General features: G+C 66.5%; 14 protein-coding genes. 2 read left to right on the top strand and 12 right to left on the bottom strand.

The window, feature by feature from the left end; genetic code table 11:
* Positions 1–26: 26 nt before the first annotated feature.
* The 6 genes from gspF to XCSCFBP4642_RS0105740 all read right to left on the bottom strand — a co-directional run bounded on the left by gspF (position 27) and on the right by XCSCFBP4642_RS0105740 (position 9,956).
* Positions 27–1,229, bottom strand: a complete 1,203-nt coding sequence (gspF, locus tag XCSCFBP4642_RS0105765) for a type II secretion system inner membrane protein GspF (protein WP_029218966.1) — start codon at positions 1,227–1,229, stop codon at positions 27–29.
* Positions 1,216–2,703, bottom strand: coding sequence for a type II secretion system ATPase GspE (gspE, locus tag XCSCFBP4642_RS0105760; protein WP_029218965.1), 1,488 nt, complete (start codon positions 2,701–2,703; stop codon positions 1,216–1,218). The genes gspF and gspE overlap by 14 nt, the downstream gene beginning before the upstream one ends.
* A gap of 4 nt (positions 2,704–2,707) precedes the next feature.
* Positions 2,708–4,783, bottom strand: a complete 2,076-nt coding sequence (gene gspD, locus XCSCFBP4642_RS0105755; protein ID WP_029218964.1) for a type II secretion system secretin GspD — start codon at positions 4,781–4,783, stop codon at positions 2,708–2,710.
* Positions 4,780–5,595, bottom strand: coding sequence for a type II secretion system protein N (locus XCSCFBP4642_RS0105750; RefSeq protein ID WP_029218963.1), 816 nt, complete (start codon positions 5,593–5,595; stop codon positions 4,780–4,782). The genes gspD and XCSCFBP4642_RS0105750 overlap by 4 nt, the downstream gene beginning before the upstream one ends.
* Before the next feature lie 162 nt (positions 5,596–5,757).
* The gene (locus XCSCFBP4642_RS0105745) at positions 5,758–8,406 is read right to left on the bottom strand and encodes a TonB-dependent receptor domain-containing protein (protein WP_029218962.1); all 2,649 of its coding nucleotides are present in this window, start codon (positions 8,404–8,406) and stop codon (positions 5,758–5,760) included.
* A gap of 77 nt (positions 8,407–8,483) precedes the next feature.
* Positions 8,484–9,956, bottom strand: coding sequence for a hypothetical protein (locus XCSCFBP4642_RS0105740; RefSeq protein WP_029218961.1), 1,473 nt, complete (start codon positions 9,954–9,956; stop codon positions 8,484–8,486).
* 187 nt (positions 9,957–10,143) lie between these two features.
* Between XCSCFBP4642_RS0105740 and XCSCFBP4642_RS0105735 the strand changes: the two genes are divergently transcribed.
* Complete coding sequence (locus tag XCSCFBP4642_RS0105735) at positions 10,144–11,004, top strand: 2OG-Fe(II) oxygenase (protein ID WP_029218960.1); 861 nt, start codon at positions 10,144–10,146, stop codon at positions 11,002–11,004.
* Between the two features lie 96 nt (positions 11,005–11,100).
* On the opposite strand, the gene XCSCFBP4642_RS0105730 is transcribed toward XCSCFBP4642_RS0105735, so the two are convergent.
* Both XCSCFBP4642_RS0105730 and XCSCFBP4642_RS0105725 read right to left on the bottom strand, forming a co-directional pair.
* Positions 11,101–11,514 (bottom strand): VanZ family protein, encoded by a 414-nt coding sequence (locus tag XCSCFBP4642_RS0105730; RefSeq protein WP_029218959.1) that lies wholly within the window; start codon positions 11,512–11,514, stop codon positions 11,101–11,103.
* On the bottom strand, positions 11,502–12,755 hold the full coding sequence (locus XCSCFBP4642_RS0105725; protein WP_029218958.1) for a class I SAM-dependent methyltransferase: 1,254 nt from the start codon (positions 12,753–12,755) through the stop codon (positions 11,502–11,504). Before XCSCFBP4642_RS0105725 ends, XCSCFBP4642_RS0105730 begins: the two co-directional genes overlap by 13 nt.
* On the opposite strand from XCSCFBP4642_RS0105725, the gene XCSCFBP4642_RS0105720 reads away from it, so the two are divergent.
* The gene (locus XCSCFBP4642_RS0105720) at positions 12,754–13,491 is read left to right on the top strand and encodes a pteridine reductase (protein ID WP_029218957.1); all 738 of its coding nucleotides are present in this window, start codon (positions 12,754–12,756) and stop codon (positions 13,489–13,491) included. The genes XCSCFBP4642_RS0105725 and XCSCFBP4642_RS0105720 overlap by 2 nt on opposite strands.
* A gap of 272 nt (positions 13,492–13,763) precedes the next feature.
* Here XCSCFBP4642_RS0105720 and folK read toward each other — a convergent pair whose 3' ends face one another.
* The 4 genes from folK to XCSCFBP4642_RS0105700 all read right to left on the bottom strand — a co-directional run bounded on the left by folK (position 13,764) and on the right by XCSCFBP4642_RS0105700 (position 18,119).
* Positions 13,764–14,273 (bottom strand): 2-amino-4-hydroxy-6-hydroxymethyldihydropteridine diphosphokinase, encoded by a 510-nt coding sequence (gene folK, locus XCSCFBP4642_RS0105715; protein ID WP_029218956.1) that lies wholly within the window; start codon positions 14,271–14,273, stop codon positions 13,764–13,766.
* Between the two features lie 91 nt (positions 14,274–14,364).
* The gene (locus XCSCFBP4642_RS0105710; protein WP_029218955.1) at positions 14,365–15,867 is read right to left on the bottom strand and encodes an ATP-binding response regulator; all 1,503 of its coding nucleotides are present in this window, start codon (positions 15,865–15,867) and stop codon (positions 14,365–14,367) included.
* 3 nt (positions 15,868–15,870) lie between these two features.
* Entirely contained in the window at positions 15,871–16,311 is a 441-nt protein-coding gene (locus tag XCSCFBP4642_RS0105705; RefSeq protein ID WP_029218954.1) for a response regulator, read from the bottom strand.
* Positions 16,308–18,119 (bottom strand): sensor histidine kinase, encoded by a 1,812-nt coding sequence (locus XCSCFBP4642_RS0105700; RefSeq protein ID WP_029218953.1) that lies wholly within the window; start codon positions 18,117–18,119, stop codon positions 16,308–16,310. The genes XCSCFBP4642_RS0105705 and XCSCFBP4642_RS0105700 overlap by 4 nt, the downstream gene beginning before the upstream one ends.
* Between the last annotated feature and the right edge of the window lie 203 nt (positions 18,120–18,322).

Raw genomic sequence — 18,322 nt, 5'->3', positions numbered from 1 at the left:
GTGGATCTCCGAAAGAACGGCTGCGCTCAACCAAGCGCCAGGGTGTTGAATTGCAGGATGGGCAACAGGATCGACAGCACGATCACCGCCACCACGCCACCGAGCAGCACGATGATGGCCGGCTCCAGCAGGCTCATTGCCGCAGTGGTAAAGGATTCGAATTCGCGTTCCAGATAATCGGCCGCGCGTTCCAGCATCGGCGCCAGCCGCCCGCTGTTTTCGCCGCTGGAGGCCATGTACAGCAGCGTCGGTGGGAACACACCCGCGCGCTTCATCGCCGCGGCCAGGCTGCCGCCTTCGCGGATGGCGCTGACCATGCTGTCGGTGGCCAGCCGCAAGGCGCGGTTGTCCACGGTGCGTGCGGCGATCATCAGCCCTTCCATCAACGGCAGGCCGCTGTTGACCATGATCGCCAGCGTGCGTGCCATCCGTGCGGCATGCAGGTCGCGGATCAGGCGCCCCAGCAAGGGCGCGCGCAGGATGGCGCGATCTGTCGCCAGCCGCGGCGCCGGCCGCTGAAGCACACGTGCCGCAGCGAACGCAGCGACCACCATGGCGATCAACAACGGAATGCCTGCCTGCAACAAAACGTTGGACACGCCGATCACCGCCCGCGTCAGCCAGGGCAAGGCGCGGCCCATCGCATCGAACTGGTCCACCACCTTGGGCACCACGAAGGTCATCAGCACGATCACCACCGCCCCTGCGGTCAGGGCCAACGCCGCCGGGTAGACCAACGCAGACTGCAGCTTGCTGCGCACCTGCGCTTGGCGTTCGAGCAGATCGGCCAGCCGCTCCAGCACCTGCGGCAGGGCGCCCGCACTTTCGCCGGCGGCCACCATGGCGCGATACAGCGGCGGGAACGCATTGCCCTGGCGCGCCATCGCATCGGACAGGCGAAACCCTTCCACCACCAGCGCATGGGTCTGACCGGTGACCCGGCGCACGCCGCGGCGCTCGGACTGGGTGCCGATGGTGCGCAAGGCTTCCTCCAGCGGCGCGGTTTCCACCAGCGTGGCGAGCTGGCGGGTGAACAGCACCAGATCCTTGCCGCTGAAGCGCGCTGCGCGCACGGCGGTCGACGTCGTGGTGGCTGCAGCATCAACGCGCACCGGCACCCACTGGCGCTGTTCCAGCTGCGCCCGCGCGCCCTGCACGCAGTCGGCGCTGATCACGCCCTGGCGGCTGCGCCCTTGCAGGTCGAGTACGGTGTAATCAAACCGCGGCATGCGCGTCGTCCTGCTGGCGGGTGACGCGCGAGGCTTCTTCCAGCGTGGTGAGGCCTTGCAGCACCGCGGCACGCGCAGCCTCACCCAGGCGCGGCGCGCGCGCGAAGGCCACCGCCGCCAATGCGGCTTCATCGGCGTTGTCGCCAATCAGGCGGCGCATGGCATCGTCCACTGCGATGGCTTCGTAGATGCCCACGCGCCCGGCGTAGCCGCTGTGATGGCAGGCGCTGCACCCCACGGCCGCATACACGCTGGCGCTGTGGTCGCACCCCATCAGCTCGCGCGTGGCGGCGTCCAGGGGGCGCGGCGTGCGGCACTGCGTGCATAGCCGCCGTACCAGTCGCTGCGCCAGGATCAGCCGCAGGCTGGAGGCGAGCAGGAAGGGCTCGATGCCCATGTCGCGCAGGCGCGTGACCGCGCCCGCCGCATCGTTGGTGTGCACGGTGGAGAGCACCAGGTGGCCGGTGAGGCTGGCCTGCACCGCGATCTGCGCGGTCTCGGCGTCGCGGATCTCGCCGATCATCACCACGTCCGGGTCCTGGCGCAGGATGGCGCGTAGTCCGGCGGCGAAGGTCATGCCGACGCGTGCGTTGACCTGGGTCTGGCCGAGGCCATCGATGGCGTATTCCACCGGGTCTTCGACGGTGAGGATGTTGCGCGAGCCATCGTTGAGCAGGCTCAGCGCTGCATACAGCGTGGTGGTCTTGCCCGAGCCGGTGGGTCCTGTGACCAGCACGATGCCGTTAGGCACCTGCAGGGCACGCTGCACGGTATGCATCACCGCCGGCGGCATGCCCAGCTGCGCCAGCGACAAGCTGCCCTGCTCCTTGTCCAGGATCCGCAACACCACCCGCTCGCTGCCGCGCGTAGGCAGGGTGGACACGCGCACGTCCAGTGCCTTGGCACCCATCACCAATGACACGCGGCCGTCCTGCGGAATGCGCTTTTCCGCGATGTCCAGCCGTGCCATCACCTTGACGCGCGACACCAGCAGCGGCGCGATGCGGCCGGGCAAGGTGGCTGCCTCGCGCATCACACCATCCACGCGCAGGCGCACGCGCAGACGCGATTCGTAGGATTCCAGATGCACGTCGGAGGCGCCCAGCCGCGCGGCCTCGGCGATGATGCCGTTGATCAGGCGGATGATCGGCGCATCGTCCTGGCTGTCGAGCAGATCGGCGGTGGGGATATCGTCGATCAACGAATCCAGGCTGCCATGCAGATCCAGCGCTTCGACCTGTACGCCCTGCTCCAGCCCGGCGTCGGCGTAGATCTCCGACACATGCCGGTCGAACACAGCCGGCGTCAGCGTGCGCACCTGCAATGGCATGCCGAGCGCGCGCCGCAGCTCGATCAAGGCCTGCACATCGCCACCATCGCGCAGGCCGATCTGCGCGGTGTCCTGTGCACCGAGCAGCACCACACCATGGCGTTTGGCGAAGGCATAGGAAATGGCGGCGCGTGCGGTGGTCATGGCCTCAACGCTGCACAGGACGGCTGGCGGGTGCGGGGGTGACGGCTGGCGCCGGGCGCACGGACGGGGTCGCGGGCACCTGCGGCGGCTGCGCACGCAGATAGTCGCGCACCAGCGCATCGAGCGCGGCCTCCGGGTCGCCATCGGCCAGCTGCCGATCGCGCAGGTAGTCGTAGCGCGGCGCGGTCATGCGCTGCGCATCGGCCGCATCGCGGATGATGGTGGGGCGAATGAACACCATCAGATTGGTCTTGTCGCGATTGCGCGACTTGTGCCGAAACAACGCGCCCAGGCCCGGCACGTCGCCCAGCAACGGCACCTTCTCCACGGTCTGGCGATCGTTCTGGTCGAGCAGGCCGCCGAGCGCAACGATGGCGCCGTTCTCCACCACCACGCGCGTTTCGATCTGGCGCTTGTTGAATACCAGCTCGGACGACTGCGTGCTGACCGGCCCGGCGATGGCCGAGACTTCCTGCTTGATCGCCAGCGTGATGCCACCGGCGGTGTTGATCTGCGGGCGCACTTCCAGCTCCACGCCCACGTCCTGACGCTGGATGGTGCGGAAGGGATTGTCGTTGGCCGCGCCCAGCACCTCGCCGGTGGTGATCGGCACTTCCTGGCCCACCAGGATGCGCGCCTGTTCGTTGTCCAGGGTCATGATCGAGGGCGTGGACAACAGGTTGGAGCCGGTGTCGCTCTTGACCGCATCGATGATCATGCCGAACACCGCATCGTTGCTTTGCCCGGCCAGGCCGATCAGGCCGCCGCTCAAACCCAGCAAGGATTGTGCGGCCACATTGCGCGCCTGTTCCAGCACCGACTCGTCATCGTCGTTGCCACTGCGCGTACCGGCCGCCGCTGCAGCCAGCGGCACGATGCCCGGCGAGGCACCGCTGTACTGCGTGGCGATCAACGGCACGGTGCCGTTGCGGCCGGCCAGCAGCAGCTGCACGCCCAGGCGCTTGGCGGCGGTGTCGGAAATCTCCACCACGATCGCTTCCACCAGTACCTGCTCGCGGTGCACGTCCAGCTGGCGGATCACATCCATCAAGGCGCGCTGCGTCTCCGGGTCGGCATTGACGATCAGGGCGTTGGAGCCGGGGTAGCGCACGATCACCGGGCGCTTGCCTGCCGCCGGTGCAATCACTTGCGTCTGCGCAGTACCGCTTGCCGCCGCCACATCCACCGCAGTCGAACGTGTGTCCTGCCCGGGCTGCACCTCGTTGCCGGGCGTCTGCCCGACCAGCTGCTGCAGCACCGGCAACAGCTGTTCGGCACTGGCGTGCTGCAGACGCACCACGCTGACATCGCCGCGGCGCTCGGCGCGCCCGTCCAGATCCACCGCAGTGCGCACCACCCGCTGCACCAGCGCCGGGTCGCCGCGCACGATCAGCGAATTGCTGCTCTCCACCGGCAACACCGACAGCACCGCGCTACGCTCGCCACCCTGGCCGAACAACGAGGTCAAGGTGCGCGCCAGTTCCTGCGCGGAACTATTGCGCAAGGTCACCGTGTCGATCGCCACGCGGTCGGTATCGATCTGCGCCACCAACCCGCGAATGCGCCGCAGGTTGTCGGCGTAATCGGCAATCAGCAGGCTATTGCCTTGCGGCATCGCCATGATCACGCCGCCGCGCCCGATCAGCGGCTTGAGGATTTCTGCCGCGCTGCGCGCATCCACGCGCTGCAGGGTGAATACCTGCGTCGCAAACCCCAGGTTGCCGTGAGCGGCGCTGCCGGGTTGTTGCGCGGCGGTGTCGTCGGGAATGATGCGATAGGTGGATGGCCCGCTGGACACGGCAATCAATCCATTGGCGCGCAGCACCGCCAGCAGCATGCCCAACAGATCCGCTTCGGACATCGCCTGCGCGCGCGCCAAGTTCACCGCGCCCTGCACGCGCGTGTCCACGATGAAGGTGATGCCGGTGGCGCGCGAGACATCCTGGATGAAGGCACGCAGATCCACGTCCTCCAGGCGCACCGCCGGGGCATCGGCGGCGCGCAGCGAGACCGCCGGCATGACGGGGAGCGCGAGCAACAACGTGGCCGAGATCAGCCAGAGAGGACGAGCGGCACTCATTGCGGGCGCTTCAGGATCATGGTGTGGGTCTGGCCATTGCGGCGATAGGTCAGCGTGGCAGCCTGGCCACCGCGCAGTTCGTCCTGCAACTCGCGCAGGTGGTCGGCATCGAGGGTGCGGCCGTTGATCTGGGTCAGCACATCGCCCGGCGCCAGGCCGGCCTGGCGCAGCAGCGCGCCATCGCCACGCGGCATGATCGTGAAGCCGCTGCCGTCTTCGCTTGCGCGCAGCCCCGTGGTGCTCAGCAGCTGCTGCGGGTCCACGCCAGCAGCAGCGGCGGCATTGGTCGCGTTACTCACGTTCGACATCACCGCAGCGGCCACGCCTGCTGTTCTCGTGCCCGCTAGTGATGGTGTTGAGGCGGGCACCTGCGGCGCGGCATCGGTCAACGCCAGGCGGCGCACGCCGCTGCCGGTGCGCAGCAGCACATGGTCGGCAGCGATCGCCTGCACCACCACGCCAGGCAGCACCGCATCGCCAACACGGTAGGCGCCCTGCTCGCCCTCGCCGTGACTGAGATAGGCCGCCGCGTGCGTACCGCCGGCACGCACGCCATGCAGCACGACGCCATCGCTGTTGACGTCGCCGACAGTGCGGTAGAACACGTCGCGGCCAAGCGCAGACAGATCCGATGTCGCCTCGGTGGCCGGCGGGTGCGCGCCCAACGGGCCGATCGGCGTGACCACCAGCCAAACCAGGCGCAGCGCCTGCACCGCCAGCACCACGGCCAGCACGCAGACCACGGCCGTGCGCGCACCGCGCAGCGACATGACGGTATTCAACGAGGGCAACACGCGCTGCACAGCAGACATCCGTCTTGAGGATTGCGAACGGATGACAGAATGCGGCTGCAATGTGTCCGTTCGAAGAAACTGATGACACAGGTCGACACATGCCGACGTACGGCAAAAACGCAAATGCCCGCCGTGCCTGGCACAGCGGGCGTTTGCGGCGCTTCCCGCGCGCGCCGCGGATCAGAAGCGCGCTGTCACACTGATGTCATAGCTGATGCCGGGCTGGTAGGTGTACAGGTCCACCCGGTTGCTGCCCACCTTCTGGTATTCCTGGTACCTGGTCTTGAGCAGATTGCGTGCGGCGAAGTTCACCAACAACGTATCGCCCGACCAGACCAGGCCTTTCTTGATCACCAGATCCAGCGAGGTGCCCGGCTTGTCGATGTAGTCCGGCTGGCCGGGGCGGCCGCGTGCCGACACCCGCTCGCCCACGTAGTTGGCGATCAGGGTGGCCTGGCTGTTGGTGCTCTCGCTCTCCACGCCGATCTGCAGGTTGGCGATATCGTCCGACTGCCCCTGCAGTGCGGAGCCATCGCGGATGAACAGCGTGGCCTGCACCGGTGCGCTGAAGCCGAACGGCTGCACGGTGTCGCCGGCGCTGGCACTCACCTCGGAGGTGGTGCGCGTGTAGTTGCCGGAAACAAACATGCGCTTGTCGCCCCACCAGTCGGCGGCGATCGGCAGCTCCAGATACTTCTTGGCTTCCAACTCGATGCCGCAAAGGTTGGCCTTGGGCGCATTGATGAAACTCTGCACGATGCCGCCACCGGGCGCGTCGTTGACGATGGCTTCGATCGGCTTGTCGATGTCCTTGTAGAACGCACCGACGGTGACGTACTGGCCCGGTTCGAAGAACCATTCGTAGCGCGCATCCAGATTGACCAGCTCGCTGTCGACCAGGAACGGGTTGCCGAAGAACTGGCGATCGATGTCCGGGTCCAGATATTGCTGCGGCGCCATTTCGCGGAACTGCGGCCGCGCGATGGTCTTGGAAGCGCCAAATCGCAATTGCTGGTTGTCGGCGAAGTTCCAGGTGACCGTGGCCGACGGCAGTGCGTAGCTGTTCTCCAGCGGCGCCACGCTGTCCTGGCGCGTGCCACTGAAGATATCGTACGGATGCACCGCTTGCGTGGCATCTTCGTAACGCACGCCCAACGTGGCACGCAGGGTCGGCACGATCTCGCCTTCGGCCTGCAGGTACGCCGCCTTGACCTTCAAGGTTGCGTCGTAGGCCGCCGCGCCGAAACTGCCGGTGGTTTCGCGAAGACGCAGCAGATCGTTGCTGAGGTTGTAGTCGGAGATCAGGTAATCCACGCGCTGGTACTGGTTCAGGAACGGCAACGGGCCATCCAGCGCCAGGAAACGGAACTCGCGACTCCACGCGGTGCGGTCGTTGTCCAGATACGCCAGACCACCCTTGACGGTGATGTCGTGCTCGATCGGCAGGCGCCAGGTCACATCCACGCCGCCGCTGGCGACGGTGTCGTCGACCTTGCTGAAGCGGGTGTAGTTCTGCACGCGCGAGGCATCGTGCGCCCAGTAACCATCCAGCAGCTCGTAACGAATGCCGGTCTCGTAGGGCACATTGCGGCTGGCGTTGGCCACCGCAGCACGCCATTCGATCTTGAGGTCGTCGTATTCGCCGAACGCATGCGAGCCCAGCAGCTGGTTGTTGATCAGCTGACGCTCGTACCACTCGGTGTTGTCGTCGCGCACATCGAAACCAGCCAGCTCATCGCGGCCGGCCCGGCTGCGCGCCACCTTCAAAGCGTCGTGCACATACAGAGTGGTCCAGCCGATGGTGTGGCGGCCGTATTCCCAGCCCAGCCCCAGCATGCCGTTGGTGCGCACGTTGTTGCGGGTGGTGGCGAAATCGTAGTTGGAATTGAACTCCACGCTATCGCCGACGAAGATGCCGTCCTGCTGCTTGCCGGTGCGGGTGCGCCATTCGTTGTCGTAGCTGGCCACCGCCAGGATGCCCAGCTTGGCTTCGCCGATATCCATGCTGTAGCCGGCGCTGGCGCCAACATTGACGTCCGGGTCGATGCTGTCCTTTTCCTGCAGCACATACAGGTTGGCATTGTTCATGCTGCGCCCGATGCGGCGGATGTCATCGCGCGAGAAATTGCCCAGATCCACGCGGCGCCCGCTGGCGATGGCATCGCGCAATGCGCCCGGCTGCTTGCGCGCGCCGTCATCAAAGCCCCACTCGTCATCGCCGGAGCCGTAATAGGTCAGGCCCTTCTCGCCGGTGCTGACGCTATTGGCGCCGCCGCCTACGGTGAGCGAGAGGAACGGCTTGTCCGGCACGGTCATCGATTGCAGATCGATCACGCCGCCGCCGAATTCGCCGGGATAATCGGCCGAATAGGTTTTTTGCACGGTCACGCTTTGCAGCACGTCGCTGGGAAACAGATCCAGCGGCACTACGCGCTGCATCGGCTCGGGGCTGGGCAACGGCGAGCCATTGAACAACGCAGACGAATAGCGCTCGCCCAGGCCGCGCACATACACATACTTGCCGCGCGACAGGCTCAGGCCGGTCACACGCGTCAGCGCCACCGCGGCGCTGCTGTCGCCGGTGCGCTCCATGTCCTGGCGAGTGACGAACGAGGCCACTTCGGAGGTCTGCAGCATCGGCTCGGGAATGTAGTCGCCGCGCACCACGACCTGGTCGAGTTGCTTGGGCGCAATGGCGGCACTGGAACTGCTGCCGCCGGCAGCATCGCTGGTGGTCGACTGCGCCAGTGCGGCGCCGGACATCAGCAAGGTGGAAATGGAAAGAGACAGGCCCGTCCGCGACAGACGGGCAACAGTGGAGGTACGCATCGTGGGAGCCCTGGCGACAGAAAGATGAAGCGGGACGCAGCGCGCGGCGGCATCGGGCCGCCGCGCGCTGCCGTGCCTCAGCAGGGACGATCGGCGGTCAGGCCGCAGGTCCAGCCCTGCCACCAGGTGTCGTTGGCATCGCGCACGCCACCGATGTAGTTCACCTGCTGGAAGAAGCTGCTCACCCCGTTCAAGCCCTGGAACGCCGGCACTGCAGTTTCGTTGGCGCCATTGACGAAGGTGTTCTGCAACGTGGACACGCCGTTGGCGACGTTGTTGGTACCGGCCGCAAACTGGCTGGCCGCACGCGGGTCGCTGCCGAACGCGGTGGGGCAGGCGAAGAACACCGAGTTGAAGGTGCCGAGCGTATCGGCATCGGCCAGGTTGAAGCACACCAGACCATCACCGGTGCCACCGGCCGGACGCGTGACCACCGCGTTGTAGAACGCAGCCTGCGTGCCCTGGTTGAGCATGATTGCCGCACCGGCGCGCGCATTGCCCACGTAGGTGAAGTTGGCCACCTTCGGGCGCGAATACGGCTGACGGCGCAAGCTGCTCCACTCGTTCATGCGGTCGCCGCCGCCGGCGCGCTGCACCACGATGCCGAACTGCAGTGCACCGTTCCAGCCAGCATCGGTATCCAGCGAATCGTCGTCGGCACCGGTGATGACCAGATGGCTACCGTTGACCGTACCGCCGAACCATTCGATCCCGTCGTCGGAGCTGTTGTGGATCTGCACGTAATCCAGGCGCGTGCCGCTGCCCACGCCGGCCAGGGTGATGCCCTGCAACTCGTTGTTGGGCGAAATTTCGAAGCCCGAATACATCACGCGCAGGTAGCGCATCGAACCGCTGTTGTCGGTGGCGTTGTTGCCGCCATAGAACGCGTTGGTGCCCTCGACCTGCGCCTGGCATTCCGGCGTACCGGACACCGTGGTACCCGGGCAGTTGTTGATCGCCGCGCGCCCCAACACCACGATGCCGCCCCACAGACCGATGGTATTGGCGCTGACCGTGCCATCCAGCGCCTGACGCGCGGTGAACACGATCGGTGCAGCCGCGCTGCCTTCGGCAAAGATCTGCGAACCGCGATTGACCACGATGTAGTCGCTACCGGCCGACCCGAACAGGGTCACGCCCGGCTCGATGGTCAAGATGCCCTGCGTGCTGCCAGCTGCCGGTGCGGTGGCATTGCCGCCGCGGTCGGTGCCCACATTGACGCGGCCACTGATCGAATACGCGGTACCCGCGCGTGCCGGCACCACCAGATTGCCATTGATGGTTTCCGGCAACTGGCAGGCGCGCAGCGTGTTGTTGGCGATGGTGCCGACATTGGAAAAACCGGTCGGGCAATCTGCGGCCGGGCCGGTTGGCGCAGGTGCGGGCGTCGGCGCCGGGGTGGGTGCCGGCGTCGGCGCGGGTGCCGGTGCAGGCGGAAAGGCACCCTCGCCGGGCGAAGCGACACGGTCGGCACCGCCACCGCAGGCAGACAACGCCAGTGCGGTACCAAACGTCATGAGAAGTGTCTTGCTGCTGTTGCGAACGGCCATGCGGCTGATCTCCAGGTCAAAGGGTCCGGTATGAAGAGGAGTCGTCAAGAATTGGTGGCGTTCCGCGCACTGCAGTGGCGAGCACGTTCAAGATCCCCGTCACTTTTATAGCGACCGTCTGTTGCATTTGTCTTACCGCGACACATTTGACACACAACTGCCACACGCTGGCATGCACTGTAGCGGGATGACATCCACCAACATTCCTACAGCGCTGGCCGACTGGATCGTGGCGCAAGCACTGGCCGGCCAGCCGCCCGAACAGGCGCTACAGCCACTGCTGGACCAGGGCTGGAACGAGCAGGACGCCATCGATGCGGTCGAGGCGCTGGTCCGCGCCCACATCCAGCAACATGCGCAGGCACACGGTTTGCCGGTGCCGGTGCGCGTGCCAGCGCTGCAACAGGACAACGACGCCTCGTTGCTGGCGTTGGGCGACCGGGATGTTCGTGTACTGATGCGCCTGTTGCTGCCGCGCGTGGTCGTGCTGGGCGGTTTTCTTTCCGATGCCGAATGCGATGCATTGATCGCCTTGGCGCAACCGCGCCTGGCGCGCTCGCGCACCGTGGACAATGCCAATGGTGCGCATGTCGTCCATGCGGCGCGCACCAGCGACAGCATGTGTCTGCGCGTGGGGCAGGATGCGCTGTGCCAACGCATCGAAGCGCGTATCGCACGCTTGCTCGACTGGCCAGTCGAGCACGGCGAGGGGTTGCAGGTGTTGCGTTACGCCACCGGTGCGGAATATCAGCCGCATTACGATTATTTCGACCCGGACGCGGCAGGCACACCGGTGTTGCTGCGGGCCGGCGGGCAACGCGTCGCCTCGCTGGTGATGTACCTCAACACACCCGAACGCGGTGGTGCCACCCGCTTCCCGGCTGTGCATCTGGACGTTGCAGCAGTCAAAGGCAACGCGGTGTTTTTCAGCTACGATCGCCCGCACCCGATGACACGCAGCCTGCATGCCGGCGCCCCGGTGCTGGCCGGGGAAAAGTGGGTGGCCACCAAGTGGCTGCGTGAACGCGCAGTGCGCATGCCGGCCTGAGGGCGGAGATCGGTGCTTGCGCAGTAGCCAGATGGACGACTATCGTACTGAAACACCCCCCATCTGCAGCCCCACTCGCACCGTCTTGCCAACCAATCAACGCGGCCCGAACAAGCGCCGATCAATCCGCAGCATCACAAAACGCAAGGGCGTCCACGCCAGGCACACGCCGGCCAGGATGCCCAGGGTATCGGCCAGCGTATCGTAGGGATCTGCGCTGCGGTTGGTGGTCAGCGCGCCTTGCGCAATCTCGATCCCGATCCCCAGCAGCACCAGCCCGAACGCGGCCAGCAACAGCGCACGACGGGTTGCGAACAACTGCACGGCCCCCCAACTCAGCAGCGCGAAACTCAGGAAGTGTTCGGCCTTGTCGCTGTTGGACGGCAGCTCGGGAAATTCCGGCGGTGGCCCCAGGCACACCGCGATCAGCACCACGATCGCCGCGATCCACAGCCCCACCCACAGCGCCGGCCGGTGGAACGGCCGCAGCGCCGCCGTCACAGCCGCCACGTGAGATCGCCAGCCAGAAAGGCGGGGGCGAGATCCACCTCGCGCGAGAAACCCATCACCTGGAAACGCTCGCCCATTTCGCTGGGCAGGGTGAGCTGCTTGACCTGCTGACGCAGGCGCATGCGCCCGACGTCATCGGTGCGCGCATCGGCCTGGGTCAGCAAGGTATCCAGGCCATTGCCCAGCAGGAAACTGGCCTGCGTGCAGTAACCGGCCAGCTCGAAACCGGCGCCGGTGCCGGCCTCGGCCAACGCAGTGAAGTCCACCGAGGCGGTCAGGTCCTGCAGACCCGGCCAGCGATACAGATCCTGGTGCATGCGGTGGCGATAGAACGCGCGCAAGGTGCCGTCCTCGCGCTGCGCACGATAGAACTCGCCACGCGGGTAACCGTAGTCCACGAACAGCATCGCACCGCGTTTCAGTCCGCCGGCCACCGCCTGGATCCAGTACGGCAGCTGCGGCAACAGCTCGGAGCGATAGCCGTCGGCGAAGGGCTGTTGCAGATAGCGTTCCAGATGCCGTACCGCCGCGCTCAGCAAGGCATCGGCCGGCTGCTCGCCGCGCGCGAACTGCTGCTGCGCGTCCAGCACCACGGTTTCTTCATAGACCTGCCCATCGCGCAGCGCAAAGCGTGGCGTAGGCAAGGCGTCGATCACCTCGTTGGCGAACAGCACGCCGTCCCAATCGTCGGGGAATGGTGCATCCAGCCACTCGACCAGATCGAACACCGGCGGAATCAGGCTGCGTCCCAGGCGCTCGCGCTGGCGTTCGCGCAGGTCGGCACTGGGCTCGAGAATCGCATAGCGCTCCGGCAGCGCATCCAGCTCCAGCAACCGCTTGAGCATGACCTCGGCAAACGCACCGCTGCCGCCCCCCACTTCCAGCACCCGCGCCTGCGGCCCCAGTTGCTGCAGCACCGGCGCCAGCGCGCCGGAGACGGTGGCGGCGAACAGCGGCCCCAGCTCGGGCGCGGTGACGAAGTCGCCGGTCTCGCCGAACTTGCTCGACCCGGCGCTGTAGTAGCCCAGGCCCGGCGCATACAGTGCCAGCTCCATAAAACGCGAGAACGGAATCGCTCCGCCGGCGGCCTGGATTTCGGCGCGCAGATGTGCGGCCAACCGCTCGCTATGCGCCAGGGCGTCCGGATCGGGGGTGGGAAGGTCGGCGTGCATGCGGGCACCGGTTGCGAAGACAATGCACAGGATAGCCGAGCCCTCCGCAACGCCGAGCGAGTACGCCATGACAGACAGTTCCAAGGTGGTGTTGATCACCGGTGCCGGCCGCCGCATCGGCGCGCAGATCGCCACCACGCTGCACGCCGCCGGCTACCGCGTCGCGCTGCATGCGCACCGCTCCGGCCAGGCGCTGAGCGCGCGCGTGGCGGAGTTGTGCGCGCAGCGCGCCGGGAGTGCATGCGCCCTGCAGGCGGACCTGCGCCTGCCGCAGGCGCCGGCGCAGCTGGTGGACGACTGCATCGCCGCCTTCGGCCGCCTGGATGCGGTGGTCAACAACGCCTCGGCGTTCTATCCCACCGCGCTGGGCCAGGCAACGCCGGCGCAGTGGGACGAATTGTTCGCCGTCAACGCACGCGCGCCGTTCTTCATTGCCCAGGCCGCCGCCGCACAGCTGCGCCAGCACCGCGGCGCCATCGTCAACCTCACCGACCTGCATGCCCGGCAGCCGATGCGTCATCACCCACTGTACGGCGCCTCCAAGAGCGCACTGGAAATGCTGACCCGTTCGCTCGCACTGGAGCTGGCGCCGGACGTGCGGGTCAACGCGGTGGCGCCCGGTGCGATCCTGTGGCCGGACGAAGGCAAGGCCGCCGAGGCCAAGCAGACACTGCTTGCGCGCACGCCGCTGGCACGGATCGGCACGCCGGACGAAATCGCCGAGGCAGTGCGCTGGTTGCTCGACGACGCCAGCTTCGTCACCGGCCACACCCTGCATGTGGATGGCGGCCGTCAACTCAGCTGAGAACGGCTGGCCACACGACCGCGCTCACCGCCAGGCGGGCGCGGCCGATGCTCGGTGAGAAGTGCGCATGGCCACTCGTACATCCCGATCCTGAGCGCGCCATCCATACACGTCTGACGACTCCTCGATACGTAATGTCTGCTGCGCGAAGGCGGACGAAGCACGCACGCGTTGCGCGAGATGCATCGTCAGCGATCGGCAGACGCATGCGCACAAGCCAATCTGCAAATAGCCCGCCGTAAGCTCGCTTGCCAGCGGCACGCACACTGGCGCTACGGCGCAGCATTCAGCGCAGGCGCATCCAGCTCCACCGTGGTGAATGCACTGCCATGCTGCGGATGCGCCTGCCATAGCGCGGCCAGCGTCTGCCCGCTCAACGGGTCCACGAAATCCGGCGCGATATCGGCCAACGGCTTGAGCACGAAGGCATGCTTGAGCTCGGGCCGCGGGATGCGCAACTGCCCCGGTCCTTCGACGATGCTGTCGCCGAAGAACACCACATCCACATCCAGGGTGCGGTCGCCGAAACGCGGCCCGCTGCGATCGCGGCCATGCGCATCCTCCAGCGCATGCAACCACTGATCCAGCGCCTGCAAACCCAGCGCGGTCTGCAGTGCCACTGCGTTGTTGACGAAATCCGGCCCATCGAAGCCCACCGCCGGCGTGCGGTACGCCGCAGACACAGTGAGTGGGCCAAAGCGCGCGCGCAGGGCCGCCACGGCCAGGCGCAGGTAATGGGTCGGTTGGACGTTGCTGCCGAGGCTGAGGAGCACGGTGGTCATGCGGTATTCGCGCACGCGGCCGGCGTGGGCGTCAACTGTTGCAGGCGTGCCCACTGCCAATCAACGGGCAAGGCGCACGCGACGCTCCGGCTCAGGCCACTTCCAGCGCGTGCGCCACCGCGCGGAACACGCGGCGCATTTCCAACGGCTTGCGCAATACGTGCACCGGGATGTCCGGCGGGAAGTGCATCCGCTGCAGCGGCGAGCCCATGTCTTCCAGCACGATCGCCGGCCCCTGGTAACCCAGCTCCTGCATGCTCAGCAGCACGTTCACTGCAGACAGCTGGATGATGTCGCTGTCGATGATCACCAGGTCCGGCATCGCGTGCTGCTGCACCAACTGCAGCGCCGCAAAGCCATCGGTGGCCAGCTGCGGCTGGTATCCCTGGCTGGACAAGGCATTGCCCAGCAGCGACAGGCGCGTGGCCTCGCCATCCACCAGCAGGATGCGCTGCCCATGGCCCAGCGCGAGCGGCAGTTCGGTGTCGGCGATCGCTACCGCCGCTGCACGCATCGGCACGAGCATGTCGAAGCGCGTGCCCTCACCCAGCCGGCTGTCGACCTGGATGCTGCCACCGTAGCTTTCCACGATGCGCTTGCACGAAATCAGGCCCAGCCCGGTGCCATCGGCCTTGGTGGTGAAGAAGGGGCTGAACAACCGCCCGCGGGTTTCATCGCTCATGCCCACGCCGGTATCGGCCACGCTCATGCGTACGCGCGTGGCATCAAAGCGATCGGCCGACAGCATCAAGGTACCGGCGCCCGGCATCGCCTGGATCGCATTCAGGCCCAGGTTGAGCAGGCATTGCTGCAGCTCGGTGTAGTTGGCTTCGATGGTCAGGTCGGCGGCAATCGGGTCCATCTGCAGGCGCACGCCATCGGGCAGGCTGCTCTTGAGCAGCATCTGCACCGCAGAAAACAGGTTGGCGATGGACACCTGCTCGCGCGGTTTGTTGGAGCCACGCACGAACGACAGCATCGACTCGGCCATTTCGTGCCCGCGTCGGCCGCACTCGGCCACCACGTTGGCCAGCTGGCGCAGCTGTGGGTCGTCGGTGCGGCCAGCCAGCAGGTCGGGCACGATCAGCAGCGGCTGCAGAATGTTGCGCAGGTCATGGCTCAAGCCGGCCGCCAGCATCGCCAGGCTCTCCAGGCGCTGCGCACGCATCAGCTCGCTCTCCACTCGCTGGCGCTCCAGATCCGCACGCGCCTCGCGGATGGCGCGCATCACCGCGCTCGGCAACCGCGTGGGGTTGTGCTTGATGATGTAGTCGTTGGCGCCGTCCTGCAGCGCCTTGACCGCGGTCTCCTCACCCATGGTGCCGGAGACGAAGATGAAGGGGATGGCGCCGTTCTGGCGCACCAGGCGCAATGCCTGGTGGCCGGAGAACCCGGGCATGCTCAGATCAGACAGCACGATGTCCGGGTGAAAGACGTCCAGCACGCTGCGCAACGACGGCTCGCTGTCCACGCGCTCGAACACGGCATCGATGCCGGCATCCAGCAGCTGATCGGACAACAGCTCGGCGTCTTCGGGTGAATCTTCCACCAGAAGGATCTTCAGCTGCTCCAGTTTGCCCCCCTCATGCGGCATGGCTCAGTCCAGCTCCGGTGCCTGGTTGATGACTGCCCAGAAGGTGCCGAGCGTCTTGACCGCGTTGAAGAACTGATCGACATCCACCGGCTTGACCACATAGGCGTTGACGCCCAGGTCCCAGCTGCGCGCCAGGTCGCTCTCCTCGCGCGAGGACGACAGGATCACCACTGGCAGGCGCTTGAGCGTTTCATCGCTGCGCACCTGCTTGAGCACCTCCAGCCCGTCCAGGCGCGGCATCTTGATGTCCAGCAGCAGCACCGCCGGCAGCCCTTCCTCACGGTGGGCGTAGGCGCCACGGCGCAGCAGGTAGTCCATGGCTTCCACGCCGTCCTCGACATGCACGATGGGGTTGGCCAGGCGCGCGTCGCGCAGGGCGTCGACCGCCATCTCCGCGTCGGCCGGGCTGTCTTCTGCCAGAAGAATGGTACGGATGGCACTCATACAGTGAACTCTTGGTTGGGCGCCTCATGCGCAGGGGGAAGCTCGAAATAAAACGTGGCGCCTGCATCGACGACGCCTTCGGCCCAGATGCGGCCGCCGTGACGCGTCAGCACCCGTCGCACGCTGGCCAGGCCAATGCCGGTGCCGGCGTACTCGCTGGCCTTGTGCAGCCGCTGGAACACGCCGAACAGTTTGGCGCTGTACTCCATGTCGAAGCCGGCGCCGTTGTCGCGCACGCTGAACCGGTGACCACCCTCGGGCGTCGGGACATAGGTGATCTCGATCCTGGCCACCTCGCGCTTGGCGCTGTACTTGACCGCGTTACCCAGCAGGTTCATCCATAGCTGGCGCATCATGTTCTCATCGGCCACCAGCACCGGAAGCGGCGCGATCTGCCACTCCACGCGGTGGCCGGTGTTCTCGCTCTTGACGCTGGAATCCAGGATCGCGCGCGTCTCGGCGACCAGCGATTGCATGTCCACCGCCTGCAGCCGCAGCGCACCACGGCCCAGGCGCGAATACACCAGCAGATCGTCGATCAACGAGGCCATGCGCCGCGCCGAGCTGCTGATCACTTCCATGTAATGACGCGACTTCTCGTCGGCGGCATCGCCCAGATGCCGCGCCAGCTTGTCCGAGAATCCGGCCACATGGCGCAGCGGCGCGCGCAGGTCGTGCGAGACCGAATAGCTGAAGGCCTCCAGTTCGCGATTGACCTCCGACACCTGCTCCACCTTGCCCTCCATCTGCCGGTTGAGCTCGGTGATGCGCAACTGCGAGGCCTTCTGCAGGCTGATGTCGCTGACCGTCATCAGCACCATGTCTTCGTCCGCGGTGTCCGGCAGCGGCATGTGCCGCGCATTGATCAGCATGGTGCGCAGCACCCCGTCGGCGGCGCGTTGCTCGTGCTCGAAATCCCACAGTTCGCGGCCGCGCAGCAACACGTCGGCCAGGCGCTGGTGAATCTGCTGGTCGCGCCACACGCCCTCGCCCACGTCTTCCAGCGCCATCAATTCGTTGCCGCGTTCCTCCAGGCCGTACAGCTCGGCAAATGCGGGGTTGTGCAGGACGATGCGCTGGCTGGCATCCAGCAGCACGATGGGCTCGCGCACGGTCTGCAACACCGAGCTGGCACGGCCGTTGGCGCGCAGGTATTCCTGCTCGGCCGCCAGCCGGCGCCGGATCTGCCGTTGCAGCAACCAGATCACCGTGGCCAGCAACAGCAGCTGCACCGCCAGCGCGGCCCAGCTCAGCATCGTGTAGTGCATGCGCTCGGTGTCCGCGCGCGCGTTGCGCAGCACCAGCAACCGGCCTTCGGCACCTTGCAGGTCGTCGATCAGCACGCGGATCGGGTTGTTCACCGTCATGTCGATGATCAACGCGCGGATCTGCTCCGGCTCGGTGGTCACGGCGATCCGCTCGGCCAACAGCAGCCGGCGCTCGATCGTGCTCTGGATCCGTCCGACGCGCAGCAGCTGCGGCGGGTTGTCATCGGTGAGCGCGATCAGCCGCGCCACCGCTGCCATGGATTCGCGCCGGCCCCGGCGCATGCGTTCCAGCAACGGCGGCCGCTCCACGCCGTGCGAGCGCATCAGCGCGGCCGATTCGGTGTCGCGCATCGCCGCTTCCAGCCGCTGCGCAGTCTCCTGCACCTCCTGGCTATGCGATACCCATACCGCCGCCTGGTTGGCATTGCGCGCCATCTGCTGCAGCAGCAAGGACGGCACCACCACGATCAGGCACACCGCCACCGCCAATGAAGGCAGTCGCCAGCGATCCCATTTCTCTGCTTGGGCCGTTGTCTGCATTACCAGGTCTGTGTCCGCTCGCTGCAAATGCCCAGGTCGGCTCGGCATTGTCTCCGATCGCGCCCCAAACGAGATTAATGATTCAGCAAATAACAGTTAGGACCGTGACTTTGCTGAATGGGCACATCATAAGTGCAGCAAACGTGAAAACCGCGAGAGCGCTCCGCCGCCTGCCGGTTCTCCGGCCACCTGGGCCAGACGAA

The organism is Xanthomonas cassavae CFBP 4642 (assembly GCF_000454545.1).
GTDB lineage: Bacteria > Pseudomonadota > Gammaproteobacteria > Xanthomonadales > Xanthomonadaceae > Xanthomonas > Xanthomonas cassavae.
Note: the sequence above shows the minus strand (reverse complement) of the source record. Positions and strands in the feature narration are given on the sequence as shown.

Excerpts from the sequence above, each read along its gene's own strand:
- gspF (WP_029218966.1), bottom strand. The coding sequence starts at position 1,229 with ATGCCGCGGTTTGATTACACCGTACTCGACCTGCAAGGGCGCAGCCGC.
- gspE (WP_029218965.1), bottom strand. The coding sequence starts at position 2,703 with ATGACCACCGCACGCGCCGCCATTTCCTATGCCTTCGCCAAACGCCAT.
- gspD (WP_029218964.1), bottom strand. The coding sequence starts at position 4,783 with ATGAGTGCCGCTCGTCCTCTCTGGCTGATCTCGGCCACGTTGTTGCTC.
- XCSCFBP4642_RS0105750 (WP_029218963.1), bottom strand. The coding sequence starts at position 5,595 with ATGTCTGCTGTGCAGCGCGTGTTGCCCTCGTTGAATACCGTCATGTCG.
- XCSCFBP4642_RS0105745 (WP_029218962.1), bottom strand. The coding sequence starts at position 8,406 with ATGCGTACCTCCACTGTTGCCCGTCTGTCGCGGACGGGCCTGTCTCTT.
- XCSCFBP4642_RS0105740 (WP_029218961.1), bottom strand. The coding sequence starts at position 9,956 with ATGGCCGTTCGCAACAGCAGCAAGACACTTCTCATGACGTTTGGTACC.
- XCSCFBP4642_RS0105735 (WP_029218960.1), top strand. The coding sequence starts at position 10,144 with ATGACATCCACCAACATTCCTACAGCGCTGGCCGACTGGATCGTGGCG.
- XCSCFBP4642_RS0105720 (WP_029218957.1), top strand. The coding sequence starts at position 12,754 with ATGACAGACAGTTCCAAGGTGGTGTTGATCACCGGTGCCGGCCGCCGC.
- XCSCFBP4642_RS0105725 (WP_029218958.1), bottom strand. The coding sequence starts at position 12,755 with ATGGCGTACTCGCTCGGCGTTGCGGAGGGCTCGGCTATCCTGTGCATT.
- folK (WP_029218956.1), bottom strand. The coding sequence starts at position 14,273 with ATGACCACCGTGCTCCTCAGCCTCGGCAGCAACGTCCAACCGACCCAT.
- XCSCFBP4642_RS0105710 (WP_029218955.1), bottom strand. The coding sequence starts at position 15,867 with ATGCCGCATGAGGGGGGCAAACTGGAGCAGCTGAAGATCCTTCTGGTG.
- XCSCFBP4642_RS0105705 (WP_029218954.1), bottom strand. The coding sequence starts at position 16,311 with ATGAGTGCCATCCGTACCATTCTTCTGGCAGAAGACAGCCCGGCCGAC.
- XCSCFBP4642_RS0105700 (WP_029218953.1), bottom strand. The coding sequence starts at position 18,119 with ATGCAGACAACGGCCCAAGCAGAGAAATGGGATCGCTGGCGACTGCCT.